General features: G+C 42.3%; 21 protein-coding genes and 1 riboswitch. Of the genes, 2 read left to right on the top strand and 19 right to left on the bottom strand.

What is annotated here, in order from left to right; translation table 11 throughout:
- Positions 1-48 precede the first annotated feature (48 nt).
- Positions 49-735 carry an ABC transporter permease gene (locus MKY52_RS28720; protein WP_341055205.1) on the bottom strand — a complete coding sequence of 229 codons (687 nt, stop codon included), beginning with the start codon at positions 733-735 and terminating at the stop codon, positions 49-51.
- On the bottom strand, positions 732-1,580 hold the full coding sequence (locus MKY52_RS28725; protein WP_341055206.1) for an ABC transporter ATP-binding protein: 849 nt from the start codon (positions 1,578-1,580) through the stop codon (positions 732-734). The genes MKY52_RS28720 and MKY52_RS28725 overlap by 4 nt, the downstream gene beginning before the upstream one ends.
- A 213-nt stretch (positions 1,581-1,793) precedes the next feature.
- On the opposite strand from MKY52_RS28725, the gene MKY52_RS28730 reads away from it, so the two are divergent.
- On the top strand, positions 1,794-2,129 hold the full coding sequence (locus MKY52_RS28730) for a hypothetical protein (protein WP_341055208.1): 336 nt from the start codon (positions 1,794-1,796) through the stop codon (positions 2,127-2,129).
- 60 nt (positions 2,130-2,189) lie between these two features.
- On the opposite strand, the gene murB is transcribed toward MKY52_RS28730, so the two are convergent.
- From murB to MKY52_RS28805, 15 genes are all read right to left on the bottom strand, one after another.
- Complete coding sequence (gene murB, locus MKY52_RS28735; protein ID WP_076283599.1) at positions 2,190-3,101, bottom strand: UDP-N-acetylmuramate dehydrogenase; 912 nt, start codon at positions 3,099-3,101, stop codon at positions 2,190-2,192.
- Positions 3,102-3,252: 151 nt separating this feature from the next.
- A complete protein-coding gene (locus MKY52_RS28740; RefSeq protein ID WP_042188632.1) occupies positions 3,253-4,053 on the bottom strand; it encodes an ABC transporter ATP-binding protein in 801 nt (266 codons plus the stop codon).
- A 75-nt stretch (positions 4,054-4,128) separates the two neighbouring features.
- Entirely contained in the window at positions 4,129-5,163 is a 1,035-nt protein-coding gene (locus tag MKY52_RS28745) for a FecCD family ABC transporter permease (RefSeq protein ID WP_341055210.1), read from the bottom strand.
- Positions 5,163-6,218 carry a FecCD family ABC transporter permease gene (locus MKY52_RS28750; RefSeq protein WP_341055212.1) on the bottom strand — a complete coding sequence of 352 codons (1,056 nt, stop codon included), beginning with the start codon at positions 6,216-6,218 and terminating at the stop codon, positions 5,163-5,165. The genes MKY52_RS28745 and MKY52_RS28750 overlap by 1 nt, the downstream gene beginning before the upstream one ends.
- Before the next feature lie 221 nt (positions 6,219-6,439).
- Positions 6,440-7,447: an ABC transporter substrate-binding protein gene (locus MKY52_RS28755; RefSeq protein WP_341055213.1), complete on the bottom strand. Its 1,008-nt coding sequence runs from the start codon at positions 7,445-7,447 to the stop codon at positions 6,440-6,442.
- Positions 7,448-7,648: 201 nt separating this feature from the next.
- Positions 7,649-9,466 (bottom strand): APC family permease, encoded by a 1,818-nt coding sequence (locus tag MKY52_RS28760; protein ID WP_042188640.1) that lies wholly within the window; start codon positions 9,464-9,466, stop codon positions 7,649-7,651.
- 123 nt (positions 9,467-9,589) lie between these two features.
- Positions 9,590-9,748, bottom strand: a riboswitch (cyclic di-AMP (ydaO/yuaA leader).
- Positions 9,749-9,945: 197 nt separating this feature from the next.
- Positions 9,946-10,410 carry a disulfide oxidoreductase gene (locus tag MKY52_RS28765; protein ID WP_341055217.1) on the bottom strand — a complete coding sequence of 155 codons (465 nt, stop codon included), beginning with the start codon at positions 10,408-10,410 and terminating at the stop codon, positions 9,946-9,948.
- The gene (locus MKY52_RS28770) at positions 10,407-11,159 is read right to left on the bottom strand and encodes a DsbA family protein (protein WP_042188642.1); all 753 of its coding nucleotides are present in this window, start codon (positions 11,157-11,159) and stop codon (positions 10,407-10,409) included. Before MKY52_RS28770 ends, MKY52_RS28765 begins: the two co-directional genes overlap by 4 nt.
- A gap of 159 nt (positions 11,160-11,318) precedes the next feature.
- Entirely contained in the window at positions 11,319-12,635 is a 1,317-nt protein-coding gene (locus tag MKY52_RS28775) for a hemolysin family protein (RefSeq protein WP_042188644.1), read from the bottom strand.
- A 312-nt stretch (positions 12,636-12,947) separates the two neighbouring features.
- Positions 12,948-13,409, bottom strand: a complete 462-nt coding sequence (gene gerQ, locus MKY52_RS28780) for a spore coat protein GerQ (protein WP_076283593.1) — start codon at positions 13,407-13,409, stop codon at positions 12,948-12,950.
- A 125-nt stretch (positions 13,410-13,534) separates the two neighbouring features.
- Entirely contained in the window at positions 13,535-13,966 is a 432-nt protein-coding gene (locus MKY52_RS28785) for a cell wall hydrolase (protein WP_076283592.1), read from the bottom strand.
- A 213-nt stretch (positions 13,967-14,179) separates the two neighbouring features.
- Positions 14,180-14,572: a DUF2500 domain-containing protein gene (locus MKY52_RS28790; RefSeq protein WP_341055682.1), complete on the bottom strand. Its 393-nt coding sequence runs from the start codon at positions 14,570-14,572 to the stop codon at positions 14,180-14,182.
- Between the two features lie 191 nt (positions 14,573-14,763).
- A complete protein-coding gene (locus tag MKY52_RS28795) occupies positions 14,764-14,940 on the bottom strand; it encodes a hypothetical protein (RefSeq protein WP_179085723.1) in 177 nt (58 codons plus the stop codon).
- 241 nt (positions 14,941-15,181) lie between these two features.
- Positions 15,182-16,471: a WD40/YVTN/BNR-like repeat-containing protein gene (locus MKY52_RS28800; RefSeq protein ID WP_341055220.1), complete on the bottom strand. Its 1,290-nt coding sequence runs from the start codon at positions 16,469-16,471 to the stop codon at positions 15,182-15,184.
- A gap of 26 nt (positions 16,472-16,497) precedes the next feature.
- Positions 16,498-17,880, bottom strand: a complete 1,383-nt coding sequence (locus tag MKY52_RS28805) for an amino acid permease (protein ID WP_341055222.1) — start codon at positions 17,878-17,880, stop codon at positions 16,498-16,500.
- A gap of 172 nt (positions 17,881-18,052) precedes the next feature.
- On the opposite strand from MKY52_RS28805, the gene MKY52_RS28810 reads away from it, so the two are divergent.
- On the top strand, positions 18,053-18,976 hold the full coding sequence (locus tag MKY52_RS28810; protein WP_042188714.1) for an L-lactate dehydrogenase: 924 nt from the start codon (positions 18,053-18,055) through the stop codon (positions 18,974-18,976).
- Between the two features lie 91 nt (positions 18,977-19,067).
- Here the strand turns inward: MKY52_RS28810 and MKY52_RS28815 are convergent, their stop codons facing one another.
- On the bottom strand, positions 19,068-19,973 hold the full coding sequence (locus tag MKY52_RS28815) for a tyrosine-type recombinase/integrase (RefSeq protein WP_076283590.1): 906 nt from the start codon (positions 19,971-19,973) through the stop codon (positions 19,068-19,070).
- 63 nt (positions 19,974-20,036) lie between these two features.
- Positions 20,037-20,933 (bottom strand): LysR family transcriptional regulator, encoded by an 897-nt coding sequence (locus MKY52_RS28820; RefSeq protein ID WP_340970073.1) that lies wholly within the window; start codon positions 20,931-20,933, stop codon positions 20,037-20,039.
- Positions 20,934-21,032: the final 99 nt, after the last annotated feature.

A 21,032-nucleotide genomic window follows, 5' to 3' on the forward strand; every position in this document is an offset into this window, starting at 1 on the left:
GCATATTGCGTCTTGAACTATACCATGGTAATTTGCTTCTGACAAGTTCTACGCTTTGCCCGTCTTCCAAATCCAGAGCGAAAGTACCACAATCCACAAGAGCAAAAGCAGGCTTTCTAGGAGCAATACTCCTTCTCCATTTAGAATACTGTTCAAATTCTGAACGATTTCAATACTTGGCAGAATAACAAAGATCGGATAGGTCCATTCTGGAAGAGCGACGTACACAGAAGCTACTAAGAAAAAAACAACCATAAATGCGGAGCAGATGGCTGAACCATTTTTGGAGGAACTTACCTTTAAACCAATGATAATTCCAACTTGCACAAAGATAATTCCACCCAATAACATATACAATAAGGAAGGGAGTAAATCCATTGTCAAACCTTGATTTAGTACATAAATAATCAGCTGTGATAACAAAGAAAAAACAAGAACAGATCCAGCTTTCGCAGTAATAATCTGGCCTCTGCTTAGCGGAGTAATCAACAGTGCATCATAAGTCTTACTCTCCCGCTCCTCAATTAATCCTGGGCCGGTAATCATGATCCCAACCATCACTTGCGCAAATAATATCCATGTAGAAAGAAGCATGAAGTCCAAACCGCTCTTGTCCACTACAGTGATGATGATTTTAGCCATAAATATAGGCAAAATTATTAGAATTACAGTCGCAGGATTACGCAGTATATCCTTACTTTCATGTTTAAACAGCTTCCATATCTGATAACTCAACTTAGCTCACTTCCCGTCAGGGCAGCGAATACATCTGCCAGCGAAGCTTCTTTGCTGTGCATACTTAGAATTTGATTCGTAGACATTAACTGATAGATATGATCTTTAGTAGCTTCTTCTGCAATCGGCCAGGATTTCATAACCACTTTCCCATCCTGCTGATATATAACTTCAATTTCTGGTTTACCATAAATGGTCTTAAGTCTATGCGGTTCATCAAGTGCCACCAATGCACCAGCGTGCATGATGCCCACTCTATCGCTTAATGCCTCGGCTTCGTGCATATCATGCGTCGTTAGGACAATGGTTGTACCTTCTTCTTGAATTCTCTTGACGTGATTACGTATGAGTGAAGCTGAATTTGGATCTAACCCACTTGTAGGCTCATCTAAAAACAACACTTGAGGCTTATGTAATAATGCTCTGGCGATTAGAACACGCTGCTTCCAGCCTTTGGATAAGCTGCTTACTTTAGCTTTTTCCTTATCTAACAGCTGGAGGGTTTCCATGACTTCATTCACTCGATTTCCTGCTACCCTATACAGATCAGCGAACAGCTCCAGATTATTTCGAATAGAACTACGCATGTATAGGTTCGGAAGCTCGAAAACAACACCAATTTGAGCATGGATTTCTTTTTTATGACGTGAAATATTCATGCCATTAATTAAAATTTCTCCGCTTGTAGACTGAAGAAGCCCTGTCATCATGCGCATCGTTGTAGTTTTCCCTGCACCATTGGGACCTAGAAATCCAAAGACCTCACCTTTCTCCACAGTGAAAGTAATTCGATCAACTGCACACCTCTCCTGATAATATTTTGAGACCTCAGTTAGCTGAATCAATAACACTCCCCCCTTTTTAGAATAGTTAACTTTCTTCTATCCTTATTCTGGTTGTAGAGGATTATCTCTGTTGTTGCTATTCTGTAACATTCGCTATTCCTTAGTACCTTCCTTTGTTCAAATCCGCTCAGATGTGGCAAAAATAAGGATTCAAATCCTAAGAAAAGGGTAACTTAAACATAATAATCTTCGAGGTAAGGGTGGGATCATCTAATGGAACAAAGTACACAGAAACTTATGGACTGGATTAACAGTCATGTGAATGAAACTATTGTAATTGAAAAGAAAGAGCTTCGTGATCTGGATAAAATTCATTTTAATCTAGAGGCTGTTGAGTTTCGGAGTGCGGAGGATGTTATCGATGATTATCTTGGGAGTGCATTAATATTAAAAGGATTTGGCAGCACTTTAAACGCCGATGGTGAGCTAGTATCACTACCTCACTCCACCTATGACTTAGCTATTGACGGGCTTCGGATTGAGGACATAAGTGATCGCAAGGCGGAAATAACTACTGAAAAAGCTAAATATACCCTTTCAGTGGATTAAACTATATGTAATGACAACAAAAGAGCCCACAGTAATCTGTGGGCTCTTTCTAATTAGAAGTTACTCTTCTCCAATGATCTCCACTTCAGTTTCAAGCTCCACGCCGAATTTATCCTTCACAGTCGCTCTTACATGGTGAATTAGCCCGATGTAATCGCTGGCGGTTGCATTATCTGCATTTACAATAAACCCTGCATGCTTCTTGGATACCTCAGCACCACCGATTCTTGTTCCCTGCAAGCCACTCTCTTGAATTAACTGACCTGCAAACCGACCTGGAGGACGTTTAAAGACACTACCACAGGAAGGATACTCAAGCGGTTGCTTGGATTCACGCAGGTAAGTAAGTTCATCCATTTTCGACTTGATGGCTAATGCATCACCTGAAGTCATAGCAAAATTGGCCTCAAGTACGATGTATTCACCGCTTGCGAACACGCTTTTTCTATAACCCCATTGCAGCTCATCCCCTTGCAGAGTCACTAATTGTCCGCTCTTAGTTATAGCCAGTGCACTATGCAGTACATCTTTAATTTCTCCGCCGTAAGCGCCTGCGTTCATGTATAACGCTCCACCAACCGTTCCTGGAATGCCACAGGCGAACTCAAGACCCGTAAGCTCCATATCCAGCGCATATCTGGAAACATCAATAATCTTAGCGCCGCACTCCGCATATAAGAGATTGTCTCGAATCCCCACATCCGTTAGTCCTGCCGTTTGCAGAACTATTCCACGCACACCTCCATCACGGATAATCACATTGGAGCCGTTCCCAAGTACCGTAAGGTTTATCCCATTCTGTTCCGCATATGTAACGATCTTTTGAATTTCCTCATAAGTAGCTGGTGCTGCCAAAATATCAGCTTTACCGCCCATTTTGGTATACACGTGATCTTTTAAGTTCTCATGACTCTTCACAATCCCTGCAGTCATTAGCTGCTCTAGGTCATTTTGAATTTTGTCAATATTCATGTTTCATGCTCCTTTAACCATGTATAAATGATGGTCCTTGATCTATTTTTAGTAGTGGTATCATGGATTTGTAGGCAACCACAACTGTAACAACGAACAGGCTCCCTTGTCAATGACGGGAGCCTGTTCGTTGTATGATTTTCAATTATGATTACACAGCTTTGTATGCAGCAAGCTCGTAAGGAAGGCACAGCGGCACACCGGTGCGTGGATCTGGAACAATATCTGCCTCAATTCCAAACACTTCCCGCAGTACATCTGGTGTCATAACTTCAGTAGGTGAGCCTTCACTAACCACAGTACCGGATTTAATAGCTACCATATGCTGTGCATAACGAGTAGCATGATTCAAATCATGCACGACCATGATAATGGTACGGCCTTCTTCCTCATTCAGCTTTTGCAGAAGCTGTAGAACTTCAAGCTGGTGAGCCATATCTAGAAATGTTGTTGGTTCGTCCAAGAATAGAATGTCAGTTTCTTGCGCCAATGCCATAGCGATCCAAGCACGCTGACGTTGTCCTCCAGATAAGCGGTCAATCGGACGGTCATGGAAAGGCTCCATACCTGTAACAGTGATTGCGTTGGAGATAATGCTGCGATCCTCTGCTGTCATTGTGCCAAATCCTTTTTGATGCGGGAAACGGCCATAGCTGACAAGTTCAGAGACCGTTAGTCCGTCTGGAGCCGTTGGGTTTTGCGGTAAGATCGCAAGCTGACGAGCTACCTCTTTCGTTGAAAAGTTATGGATCGATTTACCGTCCAACATTACACTGCCGCTCTTAGGCTTCATGATCCGGGCCATTGTTTTAAGAATTGTAGATTTACCAGAACCGTTAGCGCCCACTAGTGCGGTTATTTTTCCCGTAGGGATAGTTAAGTTCAACCCTTTAACAATTGTAGCCTCTGCATACCCAATACTTAACTCTTCTGTGTTCAAACGTTCTGACATGTTAACAACTCCTTAAAAGTTTTATGGAGCTATGCTCCTAGAATGAACTACATAGTAAAACTCGCTTCGTACGCATTATGCTTTCGATTTGGCGAGTAAATATAAAAAGTAAGGTGCACCAATGATCGCAACCACGATGCCTGTTGGAACTTCTGCAGGCTGTAACACCCATCTGCCGATAGTATCAGCAGTAATCATAAGAAGCGCCCCTGTCAACGCACTAGCGGGCAATAATACCTGATGACGGGGTCCCACAAGCTTGCGGGCAAGATGTGGTGCAATTAGGCCGACAAAGCCAATTCCTCCACTTACAGCAACGCAGGAGCCGGCAAGCGCAACTGCTGTCACTAGAAGGAGAATACGTTCCTTCTCCACTCGCATTCCAAGTCCTACTGAAGTATGTTCCCCTAGATTCAATACATTAAGAATACGGGCTTTATAGAAGGCGAACGGTAACAGAATCGCTATCCAAGGTAGCAGAGCAAGTACGAATCTCCAATCGCCACCCCATATTTTCCCGGCGATCCAAGTCGCTACAAACTGATAATTATTAGGATCAAGCCGAAGTGCCAACACCAGCTGGCAAGCGTTAATTCCGGCAGCGACTGCAATCCCGATAAGGATCAACCTTGTTGGAGATAGACCATCTGCTTTTCTATAAGCCAGAATATAGATTAAAGCGGCGGTTAAGCTAGCCCCTCCAAGCGCTAAGAGCGGCAAGACAAATACCGGAGCTGCTGTTGTAGCCGGAAAAAACGAGATAAAAATGATTACCGCAAAACCAGCACCCGCACTTATGCCCAGCGTAGCCGGTTCGGCAAGTGCATTTCTTGCGAGACTTTGTAAAATACAGCCTGACACTGCAAAGCCCGCTCCAACCAACAATGAAATTACGATGCGAGGTAATCTAAAATCAAATAAAATAAGCTTTTGCTGATGAGTTCCATCACCCAGCAGTGTATGTAGTACCTCCCGTGGGGATAGACGCATAAATCCTGTATTCATACTGACAATAAAAACAACAACGATCAATATGGCAAGGAGCGATAACACTGTAATAGCACGTGTACGGCGTTCATTATCATTGGGAGAAAGGGTTGTTCTGTGCATTACAGCTCCCCCTTCCGCTTACTCGCTAAGTAAATAAAGAAAGGTACACCGATGATGGCAATTAATGCGCCTAGCGGCGTCTCATAAGGGGCATTTATCATTCTAGCGGCGATATCCGCAAAGATGATCAATAAGCTCCCAAGAACTGCCGAGCAAGGAATGATCCAGCGATAATCTACTCCAACGAAATAACGTGCTACATGTGGAATAATTAGTCCTATAAAAGCAATCGGGCCAACCATCGAGACTGCACTTCCGGCAAGTACTACTACAACAATCATACATGCCAACTGTACTACTTTTGTCCGCTGCCCCAGACCAACTGCAACTTCTCTTCCTAAGCTGAGCAAGGTGACAGACCGCGCTAACATCATCGCTGCGATTAATGCCACGAACACCCAAGGGAAGATAATCTTGATCTGAGTCCAGCTTGCCCCACCCATTCCGCCAGCCAACCAGAAGGCTATATCCTGGGATAAGTTAAAAAGAATAGCTATGCCCTGACTAACAGCAACCAGTAGTGCACTAACCGCGGAACCTGCCAGCGTCAAACGTAAAGGGGTAAGGCCATTAAAAGATAGCGACCCGATTCCAAATACGATAAAAGACGCTATAGCAGCACCTATAAAACAAAACAACATAAGTGAAGTAAATGAGATCGAAGGTGCAAAAGCAAAAACTGTGGCCAGCGCTACACCTGCTCCCGCATTCAAGCCTAACAGACCTGAATCCGCAAGAGGGTTCCTTGTCATCCCCTGCATGATTGCCCCTGCTACAGCGAAGCAAGCACCGACCAAAGCACCTGCTATCGCGCGGGGAAATCGCAGTTCTCTTATCACCTGATGTTTTTGTATATCTGGATTGAAATGAAATATTGCTTCCCATACCGTAGCTAGCTTGATATCTGCCGCACCAACTGAGACCGAAAGTGCCAGTCCAAAGGCAATGGCAGCGAGTCCAATCACTAGAATACCCATCGCAGCTGCCGGTCGGGTATGTAGAGCTTTTTTTGTGTCATTTTTATTACGATGTGCGAAATCTGAGGGTGAAACCATGAGTCGTCTCCTTAATCGATAGTTACAATGGTCTATATGATAACAACAATCATTCTCATTATCGCAAAAAAAATTAAGTTGTACAATTGTAGGAGTTATTTTTCAGTAATACAGGAATGGTTTATAAAAAAATGGTGCAGATCTAAGTATCCTAAGATACTTGATCTGCACGCCCTTCCCCACCCAAATGATCAGTCTCATTCATGGTGAATTACGACTCTTTATTTCACAAAACTTTTTAACACATCGTCAATAATTTTGTCACCAGCGTTCGCACCACTGTATAGCCAACTGCTTGTTGAGCTCATTTCATGCACATTTCCAGCTTTCACAGCCGGGATGCCTTTCCAAATTGCACTGTCCAGAATCTCCGAACCCTCAGTCTTATCACTATTTACAAGGATAATATGATCTGCTGTCAGCTCAGAAAGCTTCTCTAGCGAAATTGGATTCCAAGTAGCTCTTGTACCAACAGGAATTTCTGTTACTAAGTTAGGCAGCTTTACACCAAGGTCTGTATATAATACAGCACCACTGCTGCGGGTTTCGTCTACAATATAGAAGTTCTTTTGTACCAACCATAAAATCGCCACGGACTCTTCTCCAATAGCTCCTTTAAGCTTTTCTTTCGCTGCAGCCGCCTTGTCTTCATAATCTTTAATGGCTTTCTCTGCTTCAGGGGTCTTGTTCAGAATTTCACCAATCTTGAGTAGCGATTTACGCCAATCTTGATTTAGCTTATCCCCAATCACATAAGTCGGTGCAATCTTATTCAGTTGGTCATAGATACCATTCTGTACAGATGACTCCGACGGGATGAGGATAAGATCCGGAGCGAAGCTGGTTACTGCCTCGAGCGGAAGATCGTAGCTGATCGTAGGAACATCCTTCAATTCAGTGGACAGATAATCTTGAATACCATTAGTCACTGACCATTGCGCTACTGGAGTCACACCTAGAGTTACCAAAGCATCCTCCAAATAAGAACCCAGTACACGCCCAGGATTAGCTGGAATCGTTACTTCATGTCCCATTGCATCCGTTAACGTCTTAGGAGCTGTAGGAGCTTCTGTAGCTTCAGCAGTAGGTGCCGTCGTTGGCTCTGTTCCTGCGTTTGAAGCGTTACCGGGATTATTATTACCGCAAGCGGATAAGAATAGCACCATCACCATTAATCCGACCATCGTTAATTTCATGCTTCCAAATCTTTTTCTGTTAAACAAAAACATTAAATACCCTCCTAGTGTGTACATCCTCTGTTATTCAAAGGTGTTGACTACCTCAGTCTCACTTTTAAATGATATTGATTCTCATTCTCTATGTCAACATATAAATTTTAAATTTTGTGGATTTGCAATAATTTCCTTCTTAAAAAGACAAAAAAGGCTATATTCCGAACGTTCCGGATATAGCCTCTCCTTAATGATCCATTATTTATTCAAATGATATGGGACAGTCGCAACTACAACATCTTTTGAATTCATTAGATACGAACGGATTAAAAAGCTGGTCTGATTATGAAGTACAGCTTGCCACCAATGCTTAGTTATAAACTGTGGAATCAGAATCGTGATATGATCCGTCGCTGCGGTCTTCCACTCCACTGTATCAATAAATTTCACTAACGGACGAATAATACTGCGATATCTGGAACGAAGTACAATCAGGCGTACACCTGGATTCCATTCCTCCCACCGTTGCTCCATTTTTTGAATGTCCTCTTCATCAAAGCCAACATACACGGCTACAACATTATCCGTTAGAGACTTGGCATAGCTGATGGAATGTAGTACAGCACGTGTTACACCCGCAACAGGAACAACAACTGTACTGCCCTTAATCAAAGGTTTATCTGTACTCGGGCATATACGAAGCTGATCTGCAGTGTTCAAATAGTGCTTGTGAATCCGGTGGAACACGAACATTACAGCAGGTAAGAAAATGAAAGCCATCCATACGCTTGAGAATTTAGTGATGATAAAAATAAGCGTAATCGTCAATGTTGTCAGCATACCGATGGTATTTACAACAAATCTTTTTTTCCATCCCGCTGGTTTTGTTTTAAACCAATGAACCATCATTCCTAGCTGTGACAATGTGAAAGGAATGAATACACCAACCGCATAAAGTGGAATCAAGCTTTCTGTATTTCCGTGGAATGCAGCTACAAGCACAGCAGACAGAACACCTAGAAAAATAATACCATTAGAGAAACCTAGACGGTCACCACGAACCATAAAAGCATGTGGCATATATTTATCTTTTGCAAACATAAATGCGAGCAGCGGGAACGCTGAGTAAGCCGTATTAGCCGCCAAGAACAAAATTACTGCTGTGATCCCTTGAATGAAAAAATATAAGGTTCCGCGGCCAAAGGTCGATTCAGCGATCTGAGAAACAACCGTTGCCTTTTCATCAGGCACTATGCCGTACCAATACGCCAGTAGTGTGATACCTGTAAACATAAATCCAAGTATAACCCCCATGACCATTAAGGTCTTGGCTGCGTTCTTTTCAGCTGGTGCTTTAAAGTTTGGAATGGCATTAGATACAGCCTCTACACCCGTAAGTGCCGAACAGCCAGAACTGAAGGCTTTTAATAGTAGAAACAAACTAACATTAGAAACAGCAGAGCCAATTTCCGGGACATTCGCATGTACGCCACCTGCTGCATATTTAATAACACCGGAGATAATCAAGACTACAATCGACACTACAAACAAATACACTGGAATTGCGATGAATGAAGCTGATTCTGTAACTCCGCGAAGATTAATCAAAGTAAGTAAAATAATAACTGATACTGCAATAAGAACGGTGTGATTATGAAGACTTGGAAAAGCCGATGTGATCGCATCCGTCCCTGCCGACGCACTAACAGCTACGGTCAGAATGTAATCCACTAACAAAGACCCTCCTGCTAAGAGCCCTGTCGGAACACCAAGATTACTCTTGGCAACGATGTAAGCTCCGCCTCCCTGAGGATAAGCGTAAATCGTCTGCCGATAGGATAAAATCAGGATGGCCAGCAGGCCCAATACGGCTAATGCAATTGGCAGGGAATACCAGATGGCAGTAAACCCCGCAGCCACCAGTACAATCAAAATTTGTTCCGTTCCGTAGGCTACAGACGAGAGCGCATCAGAAGACAGGACAGCCAGTGCTTTAACCTTGGATAACTTTTCATGATCGAGTTCGTTCGACTTCATCGGACGCCCGATCAATAGTCGTTTTACCTTGCTTACCATGGTGGATACAGTTCCTTTCTTTGGGAGCTGAAACGGAATTTCCGCGCGCTGTTTTCATTGGTGGATTTCATAAATGCAGACACTAAAAATAGCATACGGAAATGATCCGCATGCTATGCATGGTCATTATCCCACCTTTGCTTACGAGGTTAGCTGGCGGATTCGGGCTGTGGTTTAGCCCTACGGTATAAGTCTAATCGACCCATTCCGATTCACCCCATTGGCACATATGCCAAGTTTGGTTCCCCCGTTTTTCCTAAGAAAATTCAGCGCATATTCAACTTCTCACAAGGTCTAATATTAGTCTACAATGTGTATACAGTAAAGCGTTGAAAAAAATGAAAAAAGAATGAAAAAACATCCAGTAAGCGCAAATACAGCGTCTTATTGGATGCTCTCTTTCATTCTCTTCAATTATCCCTCTGGATCGTGTTTTTAATCACTTTTCACATTTTTTCGGATCCTTTAAAATTAAAAAATCAAAATCCTAAACTTTCCTCTGTATCTAACTCCATCACTTCTTCTTCCTTGCGTCCGTACCAAAGTAAAATGCTAATTAAAGCAAAAGCGATTAATGCAAGGAAAGGAATCGTCATGAATCCAAAAAAGTTCAAGTAATCCTTATTACAAGGAACACCAATTGTACAAGGAAGCACTTTACTTAACGCGGGAATCTTCTGCTCCGCATAATGATAGATCGAGATACTGCCACCAATCAAGCTTAGTGGAAGTACATATGGGATAATCCTTTTATCCCCTCGAAAGGTTGCAATTCCCAAGAGGAATAACTGAGGATACATAAAAATTCGCTGGAACCAGCAAAGCTTACAAGGTTCATATTTCAATACTTCGCTCAGATACAAGCTACCAGCAACAGCAACTAAAGAGACGAACCAGGCCAGATACAGGCAGTTACGCTTGCAAAAAGATAGGAACTTTGTCACTTTGCCTCCACAGCTTTTGCGGCGTCGTTAATCTCAGTTGAAATCGCTTCAATGTTAAATGGATCCGCAGTCATTACTCCATTGATATAAAGGGATGGTGTAGTCGTCACCCCAGCTTCACTAGCTAACTGCATACCCTTATTCAGCTCATCTGCATACGTACGATCTTTAATATCTTTACGAAGCAGTTCGTAATCGATAGCTAACTTCTCTTTCTCCGCAAGGCTTACTAAGAAATCTTCAGTCGCCCATTCTTCGCTCTCATCACCTTGCTGAGCATATACAGCATCATAGAACTTCCAGAATTCATCATGATTCTGATGGTAAACAGATAATGCAGCAAGTGAGGCAGTTTCAGAGTCTGGACCAACGAAAGCCATATTTACAAAGTAGAGCGCTGCTTTTCCCTCGTTGACAAAATCTTGAACAATTTTCGGTTTAACTGAAGTTGCAAATTGGGAACACGCTGGACATTTTAAGTCTCCAAATTCAACAATTTTAACAGGTGCATCCTCTTTACCGACTCTAGGTAGCTCACTGTAATTGAATGCTACTGGTTCTCCCGAAGTGGCATTTTTTGCGGCATCTTTCGAAGCTAACATAAACAATCCAACAAAAATGATGACTACTAAAGCTATTGAACTAATAATTAAAATTCTCGTCTTCTGCTTTTGCTGCTCCTGTTCTACCCGCCGTTTCTCTTGTTTGCTAAGCTGGGGAACACTTGTACTTTTATTAGGTTTACTCAAGGAGAGTTCCTTTCTGTCCTCTGTGGACTAATGTAGTTTTTATCATATACATTTAAAATTATATAATTTTTAATCTCTTTTTGGCAAACAATACTGTAAAAACGCTGTAAAAAAGACACAGCGCTATAGCACTGTGTCCTAATATTACTAATAAGTTCGTTATGCACCAGCTTCTTCAGTCAATAGCTGTAACTTCAGCAGCTTAATTCGAGAAATCCGCTTATTATCCGTTTCTTCCACAATAAACAGATGATCATCAAATTCTACAGACTGTCCTTTTTGAGGTGGATTAACCTCCAATTTAGAATACAGCCAACCGCCTATCGTATCATAATCCTCAGTATCCATATGGAGCCCCAAAAGATCATTGATCTCTTCAATAAGCATCAAGCCGTCGATGGAGTGTTCATCCTCCCCCAGCTTCTCAACACCAGGACGTTCTTCATCGAACTCATCCTGAATTTCTCCTACAATTTCCTCCATGATATCTTCCAGCGTAACCATTCCTGATGTTCCACCGTACTCATCAATCAGAATGGCGATTTGTGTCTTTGCGCGTTGCATGACCTTCAGCAGAGCACTAATCTGAATAGATTCTGGTACGGTTAGTATAGGACGAATCAATTTATTATAGCTTTGTTCACGATCCCTAATTAAGTCCTTGATATGAATGAAGCCTAGGATATGATCCTTATCACCATCACAGACTGGATAACGCGTCCTCATTCCATCAAAAGCAATCTCAAGGTTCTCTTCCGTTGAAAGATGATTATTCAGGCAGATCATTTCTGTTCGAGGAATCATGATCTCACGGGCCATTGTGTCCACAAATTCAAAAATATTGTCAACCAGCGCCATTTCGGTATTATCAATAAATCCGCTTTTATTACTTTCTTGCATGATAATACGGATTTCTTCTTCCGTATGCGCCGTTCCCAGCTCTGAAGCAGGGGATAAACGGAAGATCCGTAATAAACCACGTGCCAGCCCATTTACGATCCAAATCACTGGATACATGATCTTGTAAAACACATTCATCGGTCCAGATGTTAGCAAAAGGACAGATTCAGCCTTGTTAACTGCAATAGTCTTAGGTGCAAGCTCTCCTAGTACGATATGCAAGATAGTGATAAACATTAGAGCAATAATCAAAGATACAACATTAACAGCGGTTACTCCAAAACCTATACTTCCTAATAAGGGCCCAACAAGGTTAGCTATAGCGGGTTGCCCCAACCATCCTAGCGCAAGTGAAGCCAATGTAATACCAAGCTGACAGGCGGATAGATAACCTTCCAAGTTGCGTACGATGCTTCTCGCTTTTAAAGCTTTTTTACTACCTTCTTCAATAAGGGTATCAATTCTACCGCTTCGTACTTTCACCATTGCGTATTCGACTGAAACAAAAAATCCATTTAATAATACCAACAGAATAATAAGACCTACGTGTAATATACCGGGTAAAGGGTCGCTCAATTTATAATCCTATCCATCATTCTCCGTACGGATGGATAGGCCCACCTCCTTCGTTTTTTCAGAGTATCGGCAAGAAGCTTGCCAGTTGTTCCTTTCAGTATCAATTTCCCAATGGTTTCATCTCCAGTCTGGAATCACGTTTTTGAATATATACTTTATTATATTAATATATTGGGGCAAACCGCAAGCATGCGTGTCCTTTCGAAAAAAAATGGGTCTTTATTCCCCTTATTATTCCAAAACATCAGTATGTATAAAGAAAACCCCCTCACCGTTAAGTGTTGGGGTTCATCCAGAAATATAAGGACTTGATTAGCGACAGTTTCTTGTTGTAGGAGGATTACCGATCACTCCAGGGTACTGGTAAGTAAGGGGCTCATCAAATGTAGCATAATCAAAATAAATCATAAGTAATACAGTACGTTGACCAGTTACTGGGTCACTAATAATAATGTGGTCACGGCCCGCAGCTTCCAGCACACCCTTGTAAACTTTGGCATTCCACTCTTTGTTATTTTCATAAGTAAAATAAAATGTACCTACTTTGCCTAAATTCAGTCTGAAAATATTTTCGATATACGATTGTTCAAACTGTTGAGGTGGGTTTTGAACTACAACCCCTCCTGGTGTCATCGGACTTCCGCTGCTAACTTGTGGAGGCATGCTACCCATGCCTTGCATTCCTTGCATTCCTGTAGACATTGGCATTTGCATACCTGAAGAAGAAACACTACCAATAGTATAAGTGACGGGACGGTATGGTTGAACGATCATTTAATGAAACCTCCTAAATGTTTATCGGAGCAGTTGCTCCCTTTGGACACAAAAGAACCTTTACACTAGCTTACTGAGAGAATTACTCATAATAATGAGTAATTCTCTTTTACACAGTTACCCTGTTAATTACCAATAAATACAGCCGGGCAATCTTCTCCAGTCGGAGTAAAGAAGCAATGAGCTTTAAAGCGGCCTGTGTTTTGTTGGTTATACCAGGTTGGAGGGCAATCTCCTACAGGACGGAAGAACCATAAAGCATTGGTCGCTGGCCATGTTCTTTCACCTGCAATTGCACGTTTAGCAAGACGAATGTCTGCTTCTCTTGCTCGTTGATAGAAGTAGCTTTTCTGCGGGGCTTCGAATCCTCCTGGACTTTGATAGACCATGTCATTCACATTACGAATGTTCAAAAAATCAAGGCAATTGCCAAGAATCCGGTTGACACCAACATTGCCGACCATAAGCATACCGAGATCTCCATCTTCTTCAGCTTCCGCTCTCATCAACCGCGCTAGCACCTTCACATCTTCCGAGTTCGTTTTGATGACGGCCACGCTGTCTCCTCCTTGGGGTTGCTTCGTAAACAACCTCGTTCTTAACTGCATGGTGTATTGTATGTGCATTAGCCCAAGAGGTGACAGTTTCAACCTAATTTTAAAGCCATTTGCATTCTGTTTAGTTGCTAAATAGTCCGCAAATAAAAACCATCCCTCTGCTCCGTTGAATGGAACAGAAGAATGGTTTAAGAATGAATGTATAGCTAATGACTACTCCGCTGTGGAGTATTGTGGTTGTCGCTCAAATCCGTGATATCTGGTTCCTTGATAGGTAAGCATGCCTTTATCGCCTTCTGCACTCATTCCATATTCATGGCCATCTACTTTAAATTCAATTCGACTGCCCCCATTCAATTCGTACGTTAAGTAGTAGATTGTACTCGTACGACTTGAACCATTATCTTCTTGAACCTGCTGCTGCCTTATTTCACTCCGCTTGCTGACGATACGGGCAGGGATGGTTAGCATGGGCGAGCTATTGTTCCGGCTCCATTGAAGCAAACCCCTGCCTGCTGATAATGCAAGAATACCAACCATTACAATGAGAAATATTGGCATCACTGTTCCAGAGAAATCAAACATCCATGAAAGATCCGGGCCCATTCCCATGACATTTTCCCCCTTCATACCCATTAATTCAACCCATAACTTAGCTTCAGGCACTTCTGTACATGTATATGCCTCTTCTAGTTCAGAAAGCATTAAATTAGTGAGACTTCATGCAAAAAGACCACTTCGTTTTCTTAGAAATCAAGAAATCGAGTGGTCTTTAATCATAATTTTGAGTGATCAGATTAAGCATGAACGAGGTCTAGCAATTGCTTCGTTTCGTCAGTCTCAACATCTAACATACCATTGTCTGCCCAGCATGCTCTGCATTGTTCTTCCGTTTCACACAGGTGAGCGTCATCACAGTTGTAGCAAAGTTGCAGCAGGTTTCTTGTCATATAATCTGTTTCAAAAGTTTTCATTGTAATCTCTCCTATTCGAAAGTTAAGTTTGTGAAAATTTGAACTTGTTCTATGTGTTAAATATATCACACGATCACTTAAATGTCATGTGATTTTTTTCACATCTATAAAGAAAATTTTAATTAAGTTTTTTCCTTATATTCAATCAATCAAAAACATATTGATTTAGAAGTTCATTCTTATTCAAAAAAAGCTGTTTCAAAAGTATTATACTCTACTTTTGAAACAGCTTCACTTCACTTTACATCACACGCCAACTAATCCCACCATTTGTAGTTTGTAAGAGGAGCGAGCGTTTTTGTTCTTTTTTCTCAAGTAAAAGCCATCCCACCTCTGTGGAAATAAACTCCATCTTAATCGTCTCAGGATATTCCTCAAGCTTAGACTGCAGAACACTGCTCTCCTTAAGAGGGAGCCAAGTTTTCCCTTGGTTAACGGTATGGTAAAGAGTATCACCAATAATGGCCCAACCAACTTGCGAATTCAGAAACGTCGGAGCGCTCTGATGATTCCCTCCGGTTGGGCTCTTTAATTCAAAAGGTGTAAATTTCCAGTTATCTCCACCATTAGCGGTAAAGTAACCGTGGTAAGTAATCGTCTTATCTTTATCATTTTGGCAGCCCACAGACATCCAACCATTAGTCTTACTAGCATCGAAGAACTCTGGTTTGCCAGTAATGACTCTGTCACAGCTTTCCAGTTGTTCATTTACCAGAAAAGACTGTCCTGGATTCCAACTCTGACCACCGTCCTTAGTTATAAAGATCTTAGGAAGGGCACCGGTCTGCAAAGTCACAAATCCTTCTACACGACTCTTGAAGATCATTCCAGTACTTACACCTGTGAACGGGATCGAATGATTGGGAAGGTTCGGATTATACTGTTCATTCTGCATCACTTCTTCCCATGTGGCCCCACCATCTGACGTTGAATAAATCGCCTTGCTTTCCTTATTAGGAGTAGCGTTCGCAGAGGTCATTAGCCATCCCTGAGTTGGTGAATTGAAATAAACGGAAGATACATTATTATCATCACCTAACGAAGAGATTTTCCAGCTTTTTCCTCCATCTGTGGTTCGTAACACTATATTCTCTGTCGTACCAAATGCACTTCTTATAATCCAACCATGGTTAGAGTCAGTAAAAAAGATGCCTTTTCCATAGACAGGTGTGGACAGGAACTGCACATTGGGTGCAGGAGAAATATTAGCCCAGGTCGCCCCGTTATTATGGGTAACGTACAAACGAAGTTCATTTTTTGTTACACCCCATACCATGCCCTCTGTCTCACTAAGCAGATGAAAACCCGTAATTCGAGTTTGAACCTGATATTTCGGGCCACTCTCTTTGTTAGTATTGTTACTTGGTGGTGTAATCAGAGTAATCGTCTGTCCTTCTTCCGGTGCTTCTGTAGGCTGTGGCTGTGGAGAAGGCTCCGGTGGTGGTGAAGAACATGCTGAGACTATCCACGCTAAAAAAAATAGCATCATAAACATTCTTAGAGTTTTCAATCCAGCGGTTCTAGATGTCAATGCCCTCTCTCCTCTCAATTGGAATCTTATTTATGATTTAACTTACTATTACGGTAGCCGTATAGAAAATAGATCAGAAGTCCAAGACTCGTCCAAATCAGAAACCCAATCCATGTCTCACTTCCTAGATTATACATCAAATATCCGCATGTTGCCGCACTTAGCAATGGAATGAAGGGTACCCAGGGTACTCTGAACCCTCTTTTCATATTGGGATGAATAACCCGCAGGGCAATTACCCCCAAAGAAACGACAAAGAAGGCAAACAGTGTTCCAATGCTTGTTAAGTTAGCCAATCGATCCAAAGGAATAAAGCCCGTTAATACAGCTATAATGATCCCAACCATCCACGTACTACGAATAGGTGTCTGTGTTTTAGCATTGATCTTAGACAATCCTCGTGGTAAAAGACCATCACGTGAGATTGCGAATAACAGTCGGGTTTGACCAAACAGCATTACGAGCAGTACGGTGGTCATTCCCGCAATAGCTCCAACAGAGATTAGACCCGCTATCATATCTTGATTTACAACACGAAGCGCATAAGAAACGGGATCACTAACATTGAGATCCGTATACGGTATAATACCTGTTAATACAAGTGAAACTAGGATATACAATACAGAGCATATAGCAAGGGATGAAATAATCCCTATAGGCAAATCGCGCTGTGGCTGCTTTACTTCTTCTGCAGCAGTCGATAACGCATCAAAACCTATGTAGGCAAAGAAGACCGTTGCCGCACCGTTTACAACACCTTGATAGCCAAAGGGTAGAAATGGAGTCCAGTTCTCTGGTTTAACATAGAAAAATCCAGTTACGATAAACAAAAGCACTACACCTATTTTGATAACGACCATAATCGCATTAAAACGAGCAGTCTCTTTAGTTCCCCGAGTTAGTAAGTAGGAAATTAGTAAAATGATTATTACTGCTGGTAAATTAATAATGGTACCTGCTTCCGCATTATACGCCCCGGATAGTGCTGTAGGAATATGGATACCAAAGCCCTCTAAAAGTCCCTGCAAATAGCCTGACCATCCACTACTTACTGCAGCTGCTGCAACGCCATACTCTAACACAAGGTCCCAACCCAAAATCCAAGCGAGTAATTCTCCAAAAGCTACATAACTATAAGCATAGGCACTTCCGGAGACCGGGATGGTCGATGCAAACTCTGAATAACAAAGGGCTGACAGCACGCAGGCAAACGCGGCTAAAAGGAATGAAATGACCAGGCCAGGACCAGCGTGTTCTGCTGCCGCTACTCCTGTCATTACAAAAATACCAGTACCAATAATCGCTCCTACACCTAGCATGGTTAGATCCAGCGCACCAAGTGTTTTGTTCAACTTGGTTGCACCCGAGTTTGAAGGTGCGATTAGCGGTTTTTTGCGAAATAAATCCATTCTTACATTCTCTCCTGTCTAGTCTTGTTGTCAAATTGATTAGAGAATTTCTATTAAGTATGCCCAAAATGGGGTAATGCATTAAATAAGACCTGCTTGAAAACAATATCGTTAGCGATTATGATGGACAAGATTAAAAGCTAAAAATTTTAATTACTGAGGAGATGGAATCATGGCCCCCCCGAAACCCAATCGTGTCGTAGTCATTGGTACTGGAGCAGTTGGTACAACAACAGCCTATACATTACTGCTACGGAGACGTATGCCTGAGCTCGTACTTATTGACGTTAATCAAAAGAAAGCCCTTGGAGAAGCATTGGATATGAATCACGGCATGCCCTTTGTTGGTGGTGTGAAGCTATGGGCTGGTACATATGAAGATTGCCGGGAAGCGGATATCATCATTGTAACTGCCGGTGCATCACAAAAACCGGGTGAAACCCGGATAGATCTTCTCCGCAAAAACATTTCAATTTTCAAAGATATCGTTCAAAAAATCACCAAATATAATCAACATGCGATACTACTTATTGCTACTAATCCTGTAGATATTTTGTCATATGCCACTTTGAAAATAAGCGGTTTTGATCGCAGAAGAGTCATCGGTTCCGGAACGGTGCTGGATAGTGCACGTTTTCGCTACCTGATTGGACGCCACAAAGAAATTGATCCACGCAGTATTCATGGTCAGATTATCGGGGAACATGGAGACTCGGAACTTCCTGTTTGGAGTCTAGCGAATGTTGCCGGGATTGATCTCGGTTTTGACGAAGCAGAACAAGATGAAATATTCCAAGATACTAAGAATGCCGCTTATGAAATTATTGATGCCAAAGGCTCAACCTCCTACGCGATAGCATTAGCACTAGATCGTATTGTGGTATCCATTCTTCATAATGAAGGCTCTGTATTGAACGTATCTACTTTATTGAATAATTATAACGGAGTTTCGGATGTCTACCTTGGCGCCCCTTGCGTCGTAGATCGGTCCGGTGTACGAGAAGTACTAGATCTTCCATTAAATGAGACAGAACGAGCTCTATTCCAGAAATCTGCCGAGAAGCTTAAAGCTGAGATAGCTAAGCTAGAACTATAAGCAAATGAATACATGGGGCTCTCCCTGTTGTCATGATTACATGGCCGGGGATAGCCCCTTTTTCACGAAAAGAATTGCACTTTGAATTCTATCAAATCTGGACTTGCAATTTCGACATGGCTTCTTCCTTCTCACGGCTCGTGATATGCGTGTAAACCGTTGTAGTCTGAATGGAAGAGTGTCCCAGCAGCTCCTGAACCGTCCGCAGATCCGCACCTTTTCGTAGCAGCATGGTAGCGAAGGAATGTCGTAGCTTATGGCTTGAATAGGGGCGACGTTGCGCAGCAGGCACGTCCCTTTGGAAACGATCGAAGGTGTCCGCAGCGATTTGCTGAATGCCACGTATAGACAGCCTGCGTCCTTTTTGTGAAATGAACATAGCTTCCTCTTTACTGCGCCAAGGATTTAATCGTTCTTCTATTGCCAGATCAAGAAAAGGTACTACATCCTCTGGAATCGGTACATTACGCCATTTACGTCCCTTACCGAACACTCGAAGGGAATGTCTTTCTACATTATAATCACTTAAATTAAGCGTGTGGACTTCCCCCACCCGAAGCCCCATATAGGACATCAGTAAAAAGACTGCTAAATTACGACCTTTGTATTTCCCATCTATAGAAGACAAAAATCGCCCCAGATCACCTTCATCTAAGTAGACCGGTTCGCGATTGATCTCAGTTTTAGATTTCTTAATCCCAGCTGCTGGATTGGTTAGAAGCAATTCCAGCTCAATTAATGCCTTAAAAAAACAGTTAATTGAGGCATGCTTCCGGTTACGGGTAGCATCACTTACACCACGTTCACGCACTGACGTAAGAAAAGAAATAACATGTAGCTTCTTTACGGACTCTAGCTTTTTACCATTCAGACTTTCTAAAAACTGTTTTACATCCACTAAATAGGATTTCTGCGTATAGGGAGTGTAACCGGCATCCTTCATCCAGATTAAAAAAGCCTCAAGCCCCTCTTCGTAGTCTTCACTCCACTCATTCATGGCTTCGAGCCTCCCTTGTTTTCGACAATCTATTGTACCATAGAATAGCTACAAGAATTAAACTTAGCTGCTCCATTTTTCAGCATGCTTTTGCACAGCTTTTAAAAACTCTGTTAGAACAGGAGATTTCCATTTCTTATGATGATAGGCAATTTGAGTGGCCACACGCTGCGATTCATCATTCCAATTCAGCCTAGCTAACTTCCCTTCCGCTAATTCGTTGCTCACAGTAATCATTGGAATAAAAGCGATGCCTAGACCCGCCATAACACATTGCTTGATCGCCTCAATACTCCAAAACTCTAACGTAGGGTCCGGAAATACCCCGTGTCTGTTTAAATGATGTTCAAATAAAGTACGGTAGCTACAACCAGTTTCCGTATGCAATATCGTTTCGCCCTTAAGATGAACCGGTTCTACCACTGGAAGACTCAATAAAGGATGATCCGGCGGAGCGATCAGGGTCATTTGTTCATGCACCAGTGTTTCTATATTCAGATCTTTATCTTCCGTCTCTGGTTGCAGTAGGAAGGCCAAATCCAATTCACCGGATCGAACTAAATCCGTTAGCTCCCAGCAGGCCCCAGGCTTCAGAAGAATTTGGACCTTTGGATATTTCACGCGAAACTCCTTGATAATGCCTGGTAAGCGAAAAGCAGCCAGAGATTCAGGTGCGCCAATGCGTAAAGACCCTGTTAGCTCACTCTCGGAGCGAAGAGCATCTTGCGCTAGAGAATGCATTCTGGAGATCTCTTGAGCGAATGGGAGCAGACGGCGGCCTGCATCAGTTAGGATGATCTTTTTACTGATCCGATCAAATAAAGGCTGACCTATTTCAGTCTCTAACGCTTGGATCTGTGCGGTAATACTGGATTGTGCATAATCAAGCTTCTGTGCAGCTCGTGTGAAGCTACCCGTCTCCACTACGACTATAAAGGTAAAAAGATGACGTGATTCCATACGTGCCCACTGAATAATAGTTACCCATCGAAATTTCGAATGGATACTATTCAAAAAATCTGTTTTTCCAATGGATCTATTATCTGCTACTCTATAACA

Origin of the sequence: Paenibacillus sp. FSL P4-0184 (assembly GCF_038004625.1) — a bacterium.
In the GTDB taxonomy this organism is placed as follows: domain Bacteria; phylum Bacillota; class Bacilli; order Paenibacillales; family Paenibacillaceae; genus Paenibacillus_AQ.